Raw genomic sequence first — 15,710 nt, 5'->3', positions numbered from 1 at the left:
GATAAAACCTCCTTATTAATGTAAGGCTAGGAATGATGTTTATTTGATAAATGCATTAGGGTCTACGATGAGCGCAACTTGTCCATCACCCAGGATCGTAGCTCCAGAGATTCCTTCAATCGCAGGCAGATAATTCCCCATCGATTTCAGCACGATTTCGCTCTGACCGATAAATTCTTCAACGGACACCGCTGCCAGGCGATCGCCTTTGCGAATAACCACGATTTCGGTTTCTTTCTCATCGGCATCATTGAAATCGGGTACACCAAATACCTCGCTTAACGAAAGGTAAGGAATAAGGGATTCCCGGAACGTAATCATCTTGTTGCCGTGAATGTTGCGTACCTGCTCACGCTGCACGATGGCCGTCTCTACGATGGAAGAAAGAGGAATGGCATATTTCTCTGAACCGAGGCGCACAAGCATCGCCGCAATGATGGACAACGTCAGTGGCAGTTGGACCGAGAAATTCGTGCCTTTGCCCGGCGTCGAGTGAATCGTTACATTGCCGCCAAGCGAGGTGATTTTGGATTTAACGACATCCAGTCCCACGCCCCGTCCGGAGATGTCCGAAATTTTATCCGCTGTGCTGAAGCCCGGAGCAAACAAAAGCTGGTTGACTTCATCGTCGCTCATTTTGGCTCCCTGCTCTTCGGTAATGACTCCTCGGGAAATCGCCGTTTTCAACAATTTTTCGCGATAGATTCCTTTGCCATCATCCTCGATCTCAATAAAGACATGGTTCCCGCTATGGAATGCACGCAGATTCACGGTGCCCATTTCCGGCTTCCCGGCTGCGATGCGTTCTGCAACATTCTCTACGCCATGATCGACCGCATTTCGAAGCAAATGCACGAGCGGATCTCCGATTTCGTCAATGACGGTGCGGTCCAGCTCGGTTTCCGCGCCGGTGATGACAAGATCGATTTTTTTATCCAGCGTTTTGGCCAAATCGCGGATCATCCGCGGGAAGCGGTTAAATACGGTATCTACCGGCACCATCCGCAATTTCAAAACGATATTTTGCAAATCCGTGCTGACCCTGCTCAAGTGGGCTACCGTATCGGACAAATCGTTATTTCCCGTTTCACTTGCCAACTGCTCCAGGCGGGAACGATCGATCAGCAATTCACTGAAAAGATTCATTAATACGTCAAGTCTTTCAATGTCGACGCGAATGGTTCGTGAAGGCGCTGCAGTCGGCTTGGGAGCAGCCGGCTTGGCTGCTTCTTTTTGGGCTGCTTCTTTCGCGGCCCCCTCTGATTGGGGCGATGCCTCCGCAGTTGCAGCAACCGGGGCCGTTGCCGCCTCGACTGCTGCCGTCAACTCTGCGGCTGCGGCAATAGCCTGACTGGTCATATGTTGAAGCGATTCTTGATCCAGCGGAACCACTTTGGCACTATCTATCTCTGAAATGCCCAAGATCGCTTTTTCAAGTTCCGGCGCTTCTTTGGTTGTTATGTAATACAACGAAAAACTGCGCTCAAACTTATCCTGCTCTATATCCTCGACAGACGGGAAGGCCTTGACCACTTCGCCGGAGCGCTCCAGCAAATCAAAGACCATATACGCCCGTACAGCCTTAAGCTGGCTTTGTTCACTGACATGTACTTCAATAAAATGTACCTGATGTCCCTCCGAGATGGACTGTTCGAGCACGGAATACTGGAACTCGTCCAGCTCAACCGCCGCCAATTCTGTCGAATCGCTCGATTGGCTTGCATCGGCAGCAGGGGTGTCCCCACCTTTCCACTCACCGCTTTCGATTGCCTGAAGAGCGGCTACGATGGAGGAAACGTCCGCTTTTCCTTCTCCACCGCCGGTAATGTCCTGTACCATCGTTTCCAGTGCATCCAACCCTTTGAACAGGGTGTCAAAAATGAAATCCTGCATTTTCAATTTTTCGTTACGCACCAAATCCAATACGTTTTCCATTTTATGCGTCAGGGATGCCAGATCTTCGAAGCCCATCGTTGCGGCCATGCCTTTCAAGGTATGTGCAGAGCGAAAAATGACCTGTACGATACCGAGATCCTCCGGGTTGCTTTCGAGTTGAAGCATATTTTCGTTAAGGGACTGCAGATGATCATTCGACTCATCAATAAACATGGATAAGTATTGGTTCATGTCCATTGTGAGGCACCTCCTCCATGAGTTACACTCCGTTTATTTCACAGCTTGAACAAGTTTCGGTGCGATCCCCTGCAGTGGCAGAAGATGTCGCACACATTGCAGCTCGACTGCCGAACGCGGCATACCGTACACAACACATGTTTCTTCGTTCTCTGCAAAGGTAGACGTCACCCCGGCATCGTACATCTTTTTCATCATCCGGGCTCCGTCGCTCCCCATGCCGGTCAAGAGAACCAGATGCCTTTGCAGCGAAGCAAAGTCCATCAATGACTCGAACATCGTATCCACTGACGGTCTATGCCCGTTAACAGGCTGCTCTTCGGTCAACTTTACGACATACTTTCCGTCTACGCTCTTGTTGACCTTCAGATGGTATCCGCCTGGTGCAATATAAGCCGTTCCTTTTTGTAAAACCATGCCTTCTTCGGCCTCGACCACCTGCAGCGGGCTGAATGTATTCAGGCGCTGAGCCAGAGAACGTGTAAAGTTGGGCGGCATGTGCTGCACAATGACAACAGGTGCGGGCAAATCGGCCGGCAGTTGCTCGAGCAATGTTTTAAGGGCGCGCGGCCCTCCTGTCGAGCAACCGATTGCGATAATCTTATTAAAGGACCCCTCTAAGCCGGAAAGCTGTTTCCTAGCCGGCACGGCTTGCGCGGCCCCTTTGGCATTGTCGCTTGCCGAAGCAGCTGCAACCTGATCGGACACAATGCGCGTTGATACATTAGGACGAATCTCTTGAGGCATCCGAGTCGGCTGTGACCGTTTGGTTGAGTGCGTTTCGCCTGGTTCACGGGTAACATCCGTTTGAAGCGCCGGTTTGCTTTTAGGGGCTGCTGGTTGCTTACTCGCCTTCGAATCCTTAGCCGATGATTGGATCGGCTTTGGAGGAATCCGTAACTTTTCATTGTTCTCGCTCGGCGCACGTTTGACCAGTTCAGCCTGCATGGCTGGCTTTTTGGTTGCATCGCCTGCTTTCTCATTGGCTTTTTTGGTTTCTGACTGTGGAGCCTGCACAGTTGGAGGATCCAAACGGATCATCTGGGCCTCTTCCCTTTTTTGAATAGCGGCCGCCCTGCGTTTCTCCCTTTGTTTGATCTCATCCATGGCCGCACGCATCCGTTCGATCAGCGCTTTCCCCACATCCTGAATGTCATGATCCTGGGAGACGGACGGTTTGCGGATAAAATCAAACGCTCCGGCTTCAAGAGCCATAATGGTTTCTTTCATGCCTTGTTCATTAATACCCGACAACATAATGACCGGAACATAAAAATGCTTCATGATGGACTTGAGCGCATCAAGCCCGTTCATTTCCGGCATTTCAACGTCCATAGTGATGATATCGGGTTTTAAATCCAACGATTTTTGTATCGCCTCTCTACCGTTTGAAGCGGTTGCCGCAACCTTGAATTCCGGATCCGCTTCAATCAAATCGGAAACAATTTTGCGCATAAAAGCGGAATCATCGACAACCAATACTTGATACACCGCCATCTTGTTTCACACCCCTGTTTCCTTATTCAGAAATCATGTTGTTTTCCTGAGCCACTTTTGCATAAATCCCCTGATTCCTGTCAAGGTTTCGGATTCGGCTGCCGAAGGAACGGCTAAATAACGAAGTGCGAGGCGCTGTATATCCCTTGAAGCTCTGGCATTCGGATAGGCCAAGGAGTACGGCACCTGCCTCTTCACCGCTTTGCTCACTTGGGGATCCTCCGAGATAGATCCTAGCAGCGGAATATCCGCATGCAGAAACCTTTTGGCTACCCCTGCCAGCTTTTCTGCCACCCGTCCAGCTTCCTGCTCGTCATCCACCCGGTTAACGACCAGTCGAAAGGGAGTCACCTTTTCCTGACCATGAATGATTTTCATTAAAGCATAAGCGTCGGTAATGGAAGTTGGTTCAGGAGTGGTGACAATCAAGCACTCATCGGCAGCTTCGATAAATTTCATATTTTCCTTGGAAAGTCCGGCTCCGGTGTCAAAAATAATATAATCCACGTGCTGGGCAATCTCATCCACTTGGGCAGCAAAGTATTCCAAATCCCGATCTGACAACGAAAACAATTCTTGCATGCCCGATCCACCAGCGATATATGGCAAACCATTTGCTCCCAGCTGCACGATTTCATGGATGGTCTTTTTTCGGTATAACAAATGATACAAATTATAGGTAGACGACGCACCCATCAAAACATCGATGTTGGCCATCCCTATATCTGCATCAAACACAAGGACTTTTCGGCCAAGCGTTTGCAGAGACAGCGCAAAATTCAGCGTGAAGTTGGATTTTCCCACCCCGCCCTTGCCGCTGGCCACCGTGATCAGCCTGGCTGCACGACTACCGCGCACGGGCTCCTTGTGGTCCTGCGGGGCAGAAGCCATTTTTCGAAGTGAAGATGCCTGATCTTTCATTGCTTCGTTTCTCCCAACAACATGTCAGCCAATTGATCCGCATCGGGCTTCAACAGATGATCCGGGACATTCTGACCATTGGTCAGGTATGCCAGCTTGATCGGAAATTGATGCAGCAGATTGAACATCGGGCCATAACTTCCGGTTTCATCCATTTTCGTGAAAATCACTTTGTCCAGCCCATATTTGCTGAAATGATTCGCAATTTCAATCATGTCCCTGCTTTTCGACGTCAAGCTGATGACCAGGTAGGTCTCGCTATGCTCCACGGGCGCAAGCAGACTCTGGAGCTCGGAAACCAGCAATTCATTCCGATAGTTTCTACCTGCCGTATCCATAAAGATCAGATCGCATTCCTGAAGCCTTGAGATAGCACGTTGCGTATCTCCCGGTGACTGCACGACCTCCAGCGGAACATTGAGAATGGATGCATAGGTTCTGAGCTGTTCTACTGCCGAAATCCGATAGGTATCGGACGTGATGAAACCTACTTTCCTCTGCTTGTTGAACATCTGCTCCGCCGCCAGCTTGGCAATCGTCGTTGTTTTTCCTACTCCGGTAGGGCCGGCAACATAGACAATGCGGGTATGGGGTCGGATTCCTTCATCGATGCGCTCAATCAGAAAGCGTACAATTTCCTGCTGAACCGCTCTCCTTGCGCCTTCTGGATCCAACTCGTTTTCCTCCATGTTATTTAGCACCTCTTCGAACCATTTGTCCGAGAGTTCGGACCACAGTTCCTGATCCTGCAAACGATCCTTTAATGAAGCCAGGTCTTCCGGAAATGAATCAGCTGCTGTTCCCTGCTGTGCAAGCCTATTCATCATCCGTTTGATATCACGTAGCTCTGCCATCAGTTCATGCGTTTCGCCCGATTGCTGATTCGTTTCAGACGTTGAAACCGAAAAATCCGCCCCTTCCGGTCGCGGTTTATCTTCGACGTCTGAACCCGGAGCAGCACCTGCAGCTCCCCTGCCCAAATCGTTTTGTTCAGGCGCAGAACGCATTTCTTCTACTTGATCACTTTTTATTTCCGGATTTTCTTCCTGTGGCGAAACTTTTTTCTCGAAATCCTGGGCAAAAGAACTCGCTGTTTGACGATAAGCCTCAGGAACTCGCGTCCGAGGTACCAAGGGGACCGAAGACGCGGACGGTACGGTGACCTGCCGACCCGCATCCCCCTTCTCTTCCTTTTCTATTGCGGCGACAACCTCAATTCTTTTTTTGCGAAACATTCCGAGAACGCCGCCAACCTTGACTTCTTTGGTAGACAGAATGACGGCGTCGCTTCCCAAGTCTTTCCGAATTTGAAGCATCGCTTCGGGCATGGTCTCAACGACATATTGTTTTACTCTCATAGGTTCACCACCCCGACACTTTGAATTTCAACATTCGGTTCCAACTCGCTATAGGAAAGCACAGGAATATCCTGCATCGTGCGTTCAATAACCTGCCGCAAATACATACGAATCGTCGGCGATGTCAACACGACAGGCTGTTGTCCGGATTGAATGACCCGGTTGACCTGTTCGGTCAGTTTTTGATACACATTTTGAGTCGAGGCCGGATCCAATGCAAGATAGCTTCCTTGATCGGATTGCTGCACGCTTTCGGCAATCTTTTTTTCCAGGCCCGGACCCACTGTAATGACACGCAGCGTTTCGCCCTTTTGCGAAAATTGCTGGGTAATTTGACGCGAGAGCGATTGGCGTACATATTCCGTAAGCACATCAGGATCTTTCGTGTATGTGCCGTAATCAGCCAGCGTTTCGAAAATCGTAACCATATCCCGAATGGATATCTTTTCGCGCAGCAGTTTGGCTAACACTTTCTGTACATCGCCGATGCCAAGAACGGAAGGAATAAGCTCGTCCACAAGCGCGGCATAATTTTCCCTGAGATTGTCCACAAGCGCTTTCGTTTCTTGTCTTCCAAGCAATTCGTGGGCATGTTTTTTAATCAACTCGGTCAAATGGGTGGCCACGACAGACGGTGGATCGACAACCGTATATCCAGCCAATTCAGCCCGGTCTTTCGCGACTTCATCAATCCATAGCGCAGGAAGGCCGAAGGCAGGCTCCGTCGTTTCGATTCCTGTGATGGATTCATCCTCATATCCCGGACTCATCGCCAGGTAATGATTCAGAAGCAGTTCCCCGCCGCCAACAACATTGCCTTTGATTTTAATCACGTATTCGTTAGGCCTGAGCTGGATATTATCGCGAATGCGGATGACCGGCACGACAAGCCCTAATTCAAGCGCGCACTGTCTCCGGATCATGATAATCCGATCCAATAAATCCCCACCCTGCTGGTTGTCAGCAAGCGGAATCAAACCATAGCCGAATTCGAATTCAATCGGATCCACCTGAAGAAGGTTGATGACACTTTCCGGACTTCGGACTTCCTCAATCTGTTGTTCCTCTTCCATCTGTACCTCGGCTTCTTGCTTCAGGTTAAGGTTGTTCTGCATTCTCCATGCAGCGAAAGCAAGCAACCCGGCAAGAGGCAATGTCGTAACGGTATGAATTGGCGTAAAGAACCCCAGCATGGCAACGACGAACGCTACAATGTAAATGAGAATCGGGTATGAGAACAATTGTCCGGTAATATCATCGGCAAGGTTGCCCTCCGAAGATGCCCGCGTGACAATCAGACCCGCTGCCGTCGAAATCAGTAGTGCAGGAATCTGGCTGACCAATCCATCACCGATCGTCAGAACGGAATACGTGGACAAGGCCTCGGCAAAAGAAAGCCCATGGACCGTCATACCGATAATGAATCCGCCGACGAGGTTGATGATCAGGATGATGATGCTCGCAATGGCATCACCTTTGACAAATTTACTTGCACCATCCATCGCTCCATAGAAATCCGCTTCGCGTTCAATCTTGGAGCGGCGTTCGCGCGCCTGCTGTTCATTGATCAAACCGGCATTTAAATCCGCATCGATACTCATCTGTTTACCTGGCATCGCATCGAGCGTGAAGCGGGCAGCTACTTCGGCTACGCGCTCTGAACCTTTGGTAATGACGATAAACTGAACAACGACGAGAATAAGGAATACGATGAAACCAATCGCAATCTGTCCACCGGCAATCCAGCTACCGAAGGTAGCCACAACGGACCCTGCCTCGCCCTCTCCCAAAATCAGCTTGGTTGTCGAAATATTCAGCGCAAGCCGAAACAGTGTTGTAATGAGCAACAAAGCCGGGAAGATCGAAAACTGCAGCGCCTCTTTGCTGTTCATTGCAACAAGCAAGATCATCAGGGCGATGGAGATGTTGACCACGAGCAGCAAGTCCAGCAGCCAGAGTGGGATCGGGAGAATCATCATCAACACGATGCCAATGATCCCCGCTAGGACGGCAATATCTTTAGTTTTCAATGAATGTACGGCCTCCGATCCCTTTTATTTCGTTCTGCCCTTTAATTTATATACATACGCCAGCACTTCGGCTACCGCTTGAAACAAGTCGGCCGGTATCGCGTCGCCAATCTCGGCTCTTTGGAACAATGCCCGTGCCAGCGGTTTGTTTTCCATGGTAATGACACCGTTCTCCTTGGCGATTTCCTTAATCCGTAAAGCGACGTAGTCCTGACCTTTGGCGATCACTTGGGGTGCCTCCATCTCGGAACCTTCGTATTTCAGTGCCACCGCGAAATGCGTAGGGTTCGTAATAATTACATCCGCATTGGGTACTTCCTGCATCATTCGCTGCATGGCCATTCTGCGCTGGCGTTCCCGAATCTTGCCTTTAATCAACGGGTCGCCTTCCATTTTTTTATACTCATCTTTGATATCTTGTTTGGACATGCGGATGTTTTTCTCATATTCGTATTTCTGATAGATATAATCAAAGATAGCCAGCACCATCAGGGCAACCGCCGTTTTGATTCCCAAATCCATGACCAGCTTTGCGGCAAAATGCAAAATGGCGTCCAATGAAACATGGGCAAGCGAGGCTATTTCCGATTGATACCCTATGATCGTGCTATATACGAGATAACCGATGATAAGCATTTTTAGAATGGATTTGGCGAATTCAACCAAAGAACGCAAGGAAAAAATGTTTTTGAACCCTTTGATCGGATCAAGTTTCTCCAGTTTGGGTTTAAGCCCTTCTCCGATCATCAGGAAACCAACCTGTATGTAATTGACGATCAGTGCCACAAGCACGACGACCAGAAAAACCGGCGCGAGCAGCAGCAAGACCTCAATCCCGTATCGCATCATCATGGCGACCACATTTTCGGAAGTGATATCCATGCTCAGGCGATTGATAAAAATGTCGGTAAACAAACGTACGATCCGCTCTTTATAAAAATCGCTAAACACCAGCATGACCAAAAATGCGCATAACAATATAGCCGCTCCCGAAACTTCCATGCTCTTGGCCACTTGGCCCTTTTTTCGGGTATCCTGTCTCTTTTTGGGGGTTGCCTTTTCCGTCTTTTCCCCTGAAAACAACTGGAGATCAAGTTGGTATTTCATTCGGATTGAGCCCTCCATTTCACTCAGACCGGCCTTTGTCCGATGGTCCCAAGCAATTGCTCCATGGATCTGAACATGACTTCGAACAGTTGACCGAACACGTAGGAAAAGCTCGGAACGACCAGCAACAATATAGCAATTCCCACCAGTATTTTGAGAGGCATGCCCACGGCAAAGACATTGAACTGCGGCGCGGTTTTCGCCAGAAAACCCAGCCCGACATCCGTCAGGAACAAGGAAACGACAATCGGCGCAGACATCTGAAAGGCAAGCATGAACGCCTCACCCAATGCCCGGATCAAAAACTCTGCAATGCTTCCATTGGCAACCGTAAGGAAAAACGCATTGGATAACGGAATCCATCGATAACTGTATACAATGGCGTCCAGCAAATAATGGTGCCCGTTCATCGTCAAGAACAACAACACAGCGAAAGCATACTTGAAGTTACCGGTAAGGGGCGCAGATGCTCCTGTCATCGGATCGTAAACATTCGCCATACCAAAGCCGATTTGGATATCGATAAACGCTCCTGCCGTCTGCACGGCCGTGATGAACAAATATCCCACAAACCCCAGCAGCAGTCCGATCAATATCTCTCTAAATACAAGCAAGATGTAACTCAGATCAGCAGGTACGGTTTGATTCACGCCATATGCCAGATATACGGTCAACGTAACGAACGCCGAAAGTCCTATTTTTAAAGTGTTAGGCACATTTCGGGACGAAAAGACAGGTGCAGTTACAAAAAATGATGCAATTCGACAAAACATAAGCAGAGCAACAGGAAAACTTTGCAGCAACGTCTCCATTGTTCAAAGCCTACCCGATATATCTGTAAAGATTTTCAAGAATGTTGGACGTAAAATCGACCAAAATATTCAAAATCCAGGGTCCAAACAAGAGGACTGCGAGCAATACGGCAATAATTTTGGGCACAAAGGCCAAGGTTTGCTCCTGAATTTGGGTTGTTGCTTGGAACACACTAATAATAAGACCTACAACCAGGGCAAGTATAAGCATGGGCGCGCTGGCCAGCAGTGAAGTATAAACCGCTCTCCCGGCCAGACCGATAATAAACTCCGAAGTCATGACCGTCCTCCTTTAACATTCCGGCTCAAGTGTTGAAGCTCAGCAATAGTGATTTCACAACCAGATACCATCCGTCCACGAGAACGAATAACAGTATTTTAAACGGTAGCGAGATCATAACCGGCGGAAGCATCATCATCCCCATTGCCATAAGCGTACTTGAAATGACGATGTCTATGACCAAAAATGGAATGAATATCATGAACCCCATCTGGAATGCTGTTTTCAGCTCACTGATTGCATATGCCGGTACCATTACGGTAATCGGAATATCCTGATAGGTCTCAGGTTTCTCGGCTTGATTGTATTTCATGAAAAGCAATAGGTCTTTTTCCCTAGTGTGGGTAAACATAAACTTTTTGATGGGGTCTGCAGCTTTCTCAAGCGCTTCGGTCTGTGTAAGATCTCCCTTCAGGTATGGTTGGAGCGCAACCTGATTAATGGAGGACAGCGTCGGCGACATGATGAATAACGTCATGAAAAGCGCAAGACCCACAAGCACCTGGTTCGGCGGCATCTGCTGCGTCCCGAGGGACGTCCGCACAAAACCGAGAACGATCACAATCCGCGTGAAGCTGGTCATCAATACCAATATGGCAGGTGCAATACTCAATACCGTAATCAGCAGGATCAGGGAAAGCGAGCTCGTTCCTGGCGCAGAACCATCTCCTCCGCCGATTTGAATATCGATATTCGGAATCGGCTCCGCAAAAGCGATCGTCACGGATGCAAGGCTGATCAGAGCCATCAGGCTGCATGCTATCCAAATCTTCTTCTTCATGAATCCCTCGACCGATCTGTAGTAATGTCTTTTTCCAGAAGCTTCTCCATCTTGTCTTTGCGATTGGGCATCTGCCGAAGCTTGGATTCAAACAGTTCATGGAATGACGCCGTATCCTCAAGCTCTATCTCTCGCGGAGGTTCTTCCTTGCGCAAGCGGGATGCCAGCTTGGTGATGAGAGGCGACAGGTTGCCGCGCTGTGCCACGGCTTCCCGCTCAAAAGCGTCGATGATTTCTTGCGCTTCTTCGGCATCCGAGATTTTGTCCAGCAGCTGTATGTCATTTCCCACACCAAGCAAATAAACACGACCGCCAATTTCTACAATCTGCAGCGATTTCTGAGATCCCAGACCGATTCCACCCAAAATGCGAACCGTTCCTTTTCGAAACCACTGCTGATTCCGCTTGTTCAAAAAGCGGAGCAAATAAACGATTAGGACCAGGATGACGGCTAGGACCACAATTACCCATACAAGCTGCATATAATAATTGAGACCAGCGCCAGCTCCCATACTCCCGTCCTGTGAATTCATCATGTATCCTAACCCAGCGTCTTGCTGATCGCTTCGATAACCCGGTCAGACTGGAACGGCTTGACGATGAAATCTTTAGCTCCCGCTTGAATGGCATCGATAACCATGGCCTGTTGTCCCATCGCGGAGCACATAATGACTTTAGCGTTGGCATCGATTTTTTTGATTTCCTTCAAAGCCGCGATTCCATCCATCTCAGGCATAGTGATATCCATCGTGATCAGATCCGGACGAAGCTCCTTGAACTTCTCGATTGCCTGTGCTCCATCCTGAGCCTCGCCAACGACCTCGTATCCGTTTTTGGACAAAATGTCCCGGATCATCATTCTCATAAATGCAGCGTCGTCCACGACTAAAATTCGGTTTGCCATCTTGATTCAAGTCCTCCCTAAATTGTGCTTATTGTAATTTCTGAATCCGGTCCCATTGGCTTACGATATCCGTAACCCGAACGCCAAAGTTCTCATCAATGACGACAACTTCCCCCTTGGCGATCAGCTTGTTATTCACCAAAATATCGACAGGTTCGCCGGCAAGCTTGTCCAGCTCGATAATCGAACCTTGCGACAGTTCCAATATATCCTTAATTTGCTTCTGGGTCCTTCCTAATTCTACGGTGACTTTAAGGGGAATGTCCATCAATAAATTCAAATTATTTTCGTCAACCTGTCCGTATGCGCCATTCTGCAAATTGGCGAATTGCACGGGCTGCACGTTCACATTCCGGTTCGGCATGCCGCCATAGTGCTGCGGCGTTCCGTAAGGTTGCTGCGGCTGCATTGGATATGGTTGTTGCGGCGGCATCCCCATGGGAGCTTGTCCGTAACCATAGTCCGGCATTGGCTGCTGTGGCGGCATCTGCGGCGGTGTCGCAGGCTGCGGTGCCGGGGCGGCTGGTTCCTGGGCAGCCGGTGCTGGGGCGGATGCCGGCAGCGGGTCCGATTGCACAGGTGCTCCTGCGGTGGACTCCTGTGCGCCACCGATCAGCATTTCGACCATGCTCTTTGCAAAATGCACAGGCAGCAGCTGCATCAACGTCGAATCGATCAGATCCCCGATCATCAATCTGAAGGACACTTGGATCAGCGTCTCATCATCAGGCAAGCTGTTTACACCTTCGCCGCTTTCCATGTTGAGGATATCAATGCCTGGCGGCGAAATGTTAACGAACCGATTAAAGATCGTTGACATGGAAGTCGCCGATGAGCCCATCATCTGGTTCATCGCTTCCTGTACGGCGCTGATATGAATCTCGTTCAATTCTTCATCCGCCGGATTTCCTTCGCCACCAAGCATCAGGTCTGCAATCACCTGGGCATCCCGCTTTTTGATGACCAGCGAATTAATTCCTTCAAATCCATCCACATAGTTGACGTGTACTGCCACATGCGGTTTGGGAAACGCCGTTTCGAACTGGGAACGGCTGATGATCGACACCTTTGGTGTCGTGATATCTACTTTAAGTCCAAGCAATGTGGATAACGCGGTTGCCGCGCTGCCGAATGTAATGTTTCCGATCTCGCCCAGAGCATCCTGCTCCAGGTCAGTCAAAAAGTCATCCACGGTCTTTGGCAGCGGCTCCGAGCTGTTCATGGATTCGGACTGCCGGAGCAATGCATCAATCTCTTCCTGCGACAAATAATCCTTACTCGTCAAACTCTTCAACTCCTTCGGTGACAATTTCGTCGATCTGTACAGCCACGCGGTCTTTTATCGTTCCAGGACTGCCGTAATATTTCAAGCGATCCCCCACTTTAATGGATAAACCCTGATCAACCGGCTTGTTTAACGTAATTACGTCGCCAACGGACAAACCCAGAAACTCGGAGACTGAAATCCGCGATTCTCCCAGTTCAGCGACCAACGGCAGTTTCGCCTTGTTTACGCGTTCCTTGAGCGCCTCGTACTCTTCAGGAGCTCTCGTTTTCCTCTCGGAAACAAACCATTGATGAGTCGAAAGACGTGACATAATGGGCTCCAGAACGACATGCGGAATACACAAATTGATCATACCCGTGGTGTCACCGATTTTGGTGCTAAGCGAGATCAGCGCGATGGTTTCATTCGGCGACACAATCTGCATGAATTGCGGATTGGTTTCCATGGCTTCCAACCGCGGTGTAATATCGAGCACCGTTTTCCATGCTTCCTGCAAACTTTCAAACGCACGGCTGAAAATCCGTTCCAATATGGTCGTTTCGATTTCAGTCATGGAAGATATTTTGACCGGCGCAGTTCCCGGACCACCCAACAACCGATCCAGCATGGCATAGCCTACGTTAGGATGAACCTCGAGCACCATGCGTCCCTGCAAAGGCTCTGCTTCAAAAATGTTCAAAATCGTCATCTTGGGTATGGAGCGAATAAACTCATCATAAGGCAGCTGCTCAACCTGAACGACATTAATCTGAACGAACGTCCGCAATTGGGCTGAAAAATAAGTGGTGAGAAAGCGTGCAAAATTTTCATGAATACGAGTCAGGCTTCGAATATGGTCTTTGGAAAAACGCACCGCCCGTTTGAAGTCATAAGATCTAACTTTCTTCTGAGTTTCTTCCTTTTTTAGTTCCTCTGCGTCCATCTCTCCAGAAGATAGGGCAGCTAATAGGGCGTCAATCTCATTCTGTGATAATACATCCACCATGTTCTCACCCCCTTACAGGCTTACAGCAAGTTCTGATCATATTCATTACAGTGATGCCACTGTAAAATCATTGAAAGTTGCTTTGGTCAAATTCGGTTCAGGCAAAGCTTCGTTGATGAGTTTGGTCAGCTTTTTGTTGAATTCGGAACGGCGCTCTGCTCCATCAAGCTCTTCCGGCTGCGTATCTGCAAAAGCCTGAATGATGATCGGTTTGACGACAAGGTCTTTGATTTTCTCGAAATCTTCTTTTGCTTTGGCATCTTTCAATTCGAAGACAACGTTCACCGAAACGATAGTGTTGTTGCCCGCCAAATTGGTTTTGATTCCGGTAATCTCTGAAGACACTTCCACAATCTCGTCGGCAGTCAACTTTTTCTCAACCGCCGCGCTTGTTTCTTTCTTCGGATCGTTTTGTCCTTGCAAAAATACGAAGGCCACAACGACAATCAATGTGATCGCAAGCAGTGCGACAGCGATCCAAGGCAATACTTTTTTCATCAGGACTCCTCCGTTTGCTGCACTTTGATGGTGGCTGCCTGGACTCCGATTTCACGGTTATATTCCTTAATTTTGGAAACGACCTCTTCCGCCTTCTCGAGCACGATCAGCCTTTTTCCAGTAACCAACGTAATATACGTATCCGGCGTCTCTTCCACAATCTCAACCATCAGTGCATTCAGCCACATGGGAGAACCGTTTAACCGCGTAACCGAAATCATGCTAAGCCCCCTTGATCAGGGGTGGAGGAGGCAACTCCCCCACACCCTACAAATTAGCCATCCCGTAATTATCGTTTCAAGTTAACAACTTCCTGAAGGATTTCGTCAGAAGTCGTAATGATCCGCGAATTCGCCTGGAAACCACGTTGGGCAACGATCATTTCCGTGAATTCGCTCGTCAATTCAACGTTGGACATCTCAAGCTGGCCGGCAATAATGGCTCCTGTACCGTTCTCCGGATCGTTTGCTGTCAGATTTTCGATGGCCCCTTCCGGATTGGCATTTGCCGTTATCCGATACAGGTTCCCACCGATTTTCTCTAACCCTTCAGGGTTAATCACCTTGCCTATGCCGATTTGTATTTCGCCTTCAACCGTGCCGTCAGCCATCGTTGTGTTAATCGTGCCGTTTTGGGCAATGGTAAAAGACACCACGTCATCACCGATCGTAATGGGCTGACCTTCACTGTCCAACACATACAACCCATCCGAAGTAACCAGATTCCGGGCTGCGTCAACATGAAAATCGCCCGCACGAGTTAAAAAGGGCACCTCTTGGTCTCCGCCCATGGATACCAAAAAGAATCCATCCCCGTTAATTCGCAAATCCGTGGGATTGTTCGTCGTTTGCGGACTTCCTGCCAGGTGAAGCGTGTCAATCGAGCCGATCGAAACGCCCAGACCGATTTGTTTCGCGTTAACCCCGGCGTTGTCGTCGGTTGGCGCGGTTACCCCGGCAGTCGTTTGACTCATGATGTCTTTGAACATGACACGGCTTCCTTTAAAACCTACCGTGTTCACGTTTGCGATATTGTTACCAATGACGTCAAGTTTGGTTTGAAAGCCCCGCATCCCGGAAACGCCCGAGTACATCGATTTCAACATGTTAATAAAAC

At 49.1% G+C, this 15,710-nt stretch carries 16 protein-coding genes; all 16 read right to left on the bottom strand.

Annotation, left to right across the window (positions count from 1 at the left end; all coding sequences use genetic code 11):
• Positions 1-39: 39 nt before the first annotated feature.
• Complete coding sequence (locus SNR34_RS10895) at positions 40-2,133, bottom strand: chemotaxis protein CheA (RefSeq protein WP_236417105.1); 2,094 nt, start codon at positions 2,131-2,133, stop codon at positions 40-42.
• Between the two features lie 33 nt (positions 2,134-2,166).
• Positions 2,167-3,630: a chemotaxis protein CheB gene (locus SNR34_RS10890; RefSeq protein ID WP_343259525.1), complete on the bottom strand. Its 1,464-nt coding sequence runs from the start codon at positions 3,628-3,630 to the stop codon at positions 2,167-2,169.
• Between the two features lie 33 nt (positions 3,631-3,663).
• Positions 3,664-4,551: a MinD/ParA family protein gene (locus SNR34_RS10885; RefSeq protein ID WP_236417103.1), complete on the bottom strand. Its 888-nt coding sequence runs from the start codon at positions 4,549-4,551 to the stop codon at positions 3,664-3,666.
• Positions 4,548-5,909, bottom strand: coding sequence for a flagellar biosynthesis GTPase FlhF (gene flhF / locus SNR34_RS10880; RefSeq protein WP_486181871.1), 1,362 nt, complete (start codon positions 5,907-5,909; stop codon positions 4,548-4,550). The genes SNR34_RS10885 and flhF overlap by 4 nt, the downstream gene beginning before the upstream one ends.
• Positions 5,906-7,939: a flagellar biosynthesis protein FlhA gene (flhA, locus tag SNR34_RS10875; RefSeq protein WP_339277469.1), complete on the bottom strand. Its 2,034-nt coding sequence runs from the start codon at positions 7,937-7,939 to the stop codon at positions 5,906-5,908. The genes flhF and flhA overlap by 4 nt, the downstream gene beginning before the upstream one ends.
• Positions 7,940-7,963: 24 nt before the next feature.
• Positions 7,964-9,046: a flagellar biosynthesis protein FlhB gene (flhB, locus tag SNR34_RS10870; protein WP_236417097.1), complete on the bottom strand. Its 1,083-nt coding sequence runs from the start codon at positions 9,044-9,046 to the stop codon at positions 7,964-7,966.
• 23 nt (positions 9,047-9,069) lie between these two features.
• Positions 9,070-9,858: a flagellar biosynthetic protein FliR gene (fliR, locus tag SNR34_RS10865; RefSeq protein WP_339277468.1), complete on the bottom strand. Its 789-nt coding sequence runs from the start codon at positions 9,856-9,858 to the stop codon at positions 9,070-9,072.
• A gap of 10 nt (positions 9,859-9,868) precedes the next feature.
• Positions 9,869-10,138: a flagellar biosynthesis protein FliQ gene (fliQ, locus tag SNR34_RS10860; protein ID WP_236417095.1), complete on the bottom strand. Its 270-nt coding sequence runs from the start codon at positions 10,136-10,138 to the stop codon at positions 9,869-9,871.
• Positions 10,139-10,163: 25 nt separating this feature from the next.
• Positions 10,164-10,919 (bottom strand): flagellar type III secretion system pore protein FliP, encoded by a 756-nt coding sequence (gene fliP / locus SNR34_RS10855; protein ID WP_236417094.1) that lies wholly within the window; start codon positions 10,917-10,919, stop codon positions 10,164-10,166.
• Entirely contained in the window at positions 10,916-11,452 is a 537-nt protein-coding gene (locus tag SNR34_RS10850) for a flagellar biosynthetic protein FliO (RefSeq protein ID WP_236417413.1), read from the bottom strand. The genes fliP and SNR34_RS10850 overlap by 4 nt, the downstream gene beginning before the upstream one ends.
• 8 nt (positions 11,453-11,460) lie before the next feature.
• Entirely contained in the window at positions 11,461-11,823 is a 363-nt protein-coding gene (locus SNR34_RS10845) for a response regulator (protein WP_236417093.1), read from the bottom strand.
• Positions 11,824-11,851: 28 nt separating this feature from the next.
• Positions 11,852-13,108 carry a flagellar motor switch phosphatase FliY gene (gene fliY / locus SNR34_RS10840; protein ID WP_236417092.1) on the bottom strand — a complete coding sequence of 419 codons (1,257 nt, stop codon included), beginning with the start codon at positions 13,106-13,108 and terminating at the stop codon, positions 11,852-11,854.
• Positions 13,098-14,096 (bottom strand): flagellar motor switch protein FliM, encoded by a 999-nt coding sequence (fliM, locus tag SNR34_RS10835; RefSeq protein ID WP_236417091.1) that lies wholly within the window; start codon positions 14,094-14,096, stop codon positions 13,098-13,100. The genes fliY and fliM overlap by 11 nt, the downstream gene beginning before the upstream one ends.
• Before the next feature lie 45 nt (positions 14,097-14,141).
• Entirely contained in the window at positions 14,142-14,594 is a 453-nt protein-coding gene (locus tag SNR34_RS10830; RefSeq protein ID WP_343259528.1) for a flagellar basal body-associated FliL family protein, read from the bottom strand.
• On the bottom strand, positions 14,594-14,815 hold the full coding sequence (locus tag SNR34_RS10825) for a flagellar FlbD family protein (protein ID WP_236417088.1): 222 nt from the start codon (positions 14,813-14,815) through the stop codon (positions 14,594-14,596). The genes SNR34_RS10830 and SNR34_RS10825 overlap by 1 nt, the downstream gene beginning before the upstream one ends.
• Before the next feature lie 68 nt (positions 14,816-14,883).
• On the bottom strand, positions 14,884-15,699 hold the full coding sequence (gene flgG, locus SNR34_RS10820) for a flagellar basal body rod protein FlgG (RefSeq protein ID WP_236417086.1): 816 nt from the start codon (positions 15,697-15,699) through the stop codon (positions 14,884-14,886).
• Between the last annotated feature and the right edge of the window lie 11 nt (positions 15,700-15,710).

It is taken from the genome of Paenibacillus sp. XP01, assembly GCF_057364885.1.
The sequence above is the reverse complement of the archived record's forward strand: the minus strand, read 5'-3'. Positions and strand labels throughout refer to the sequence as shown.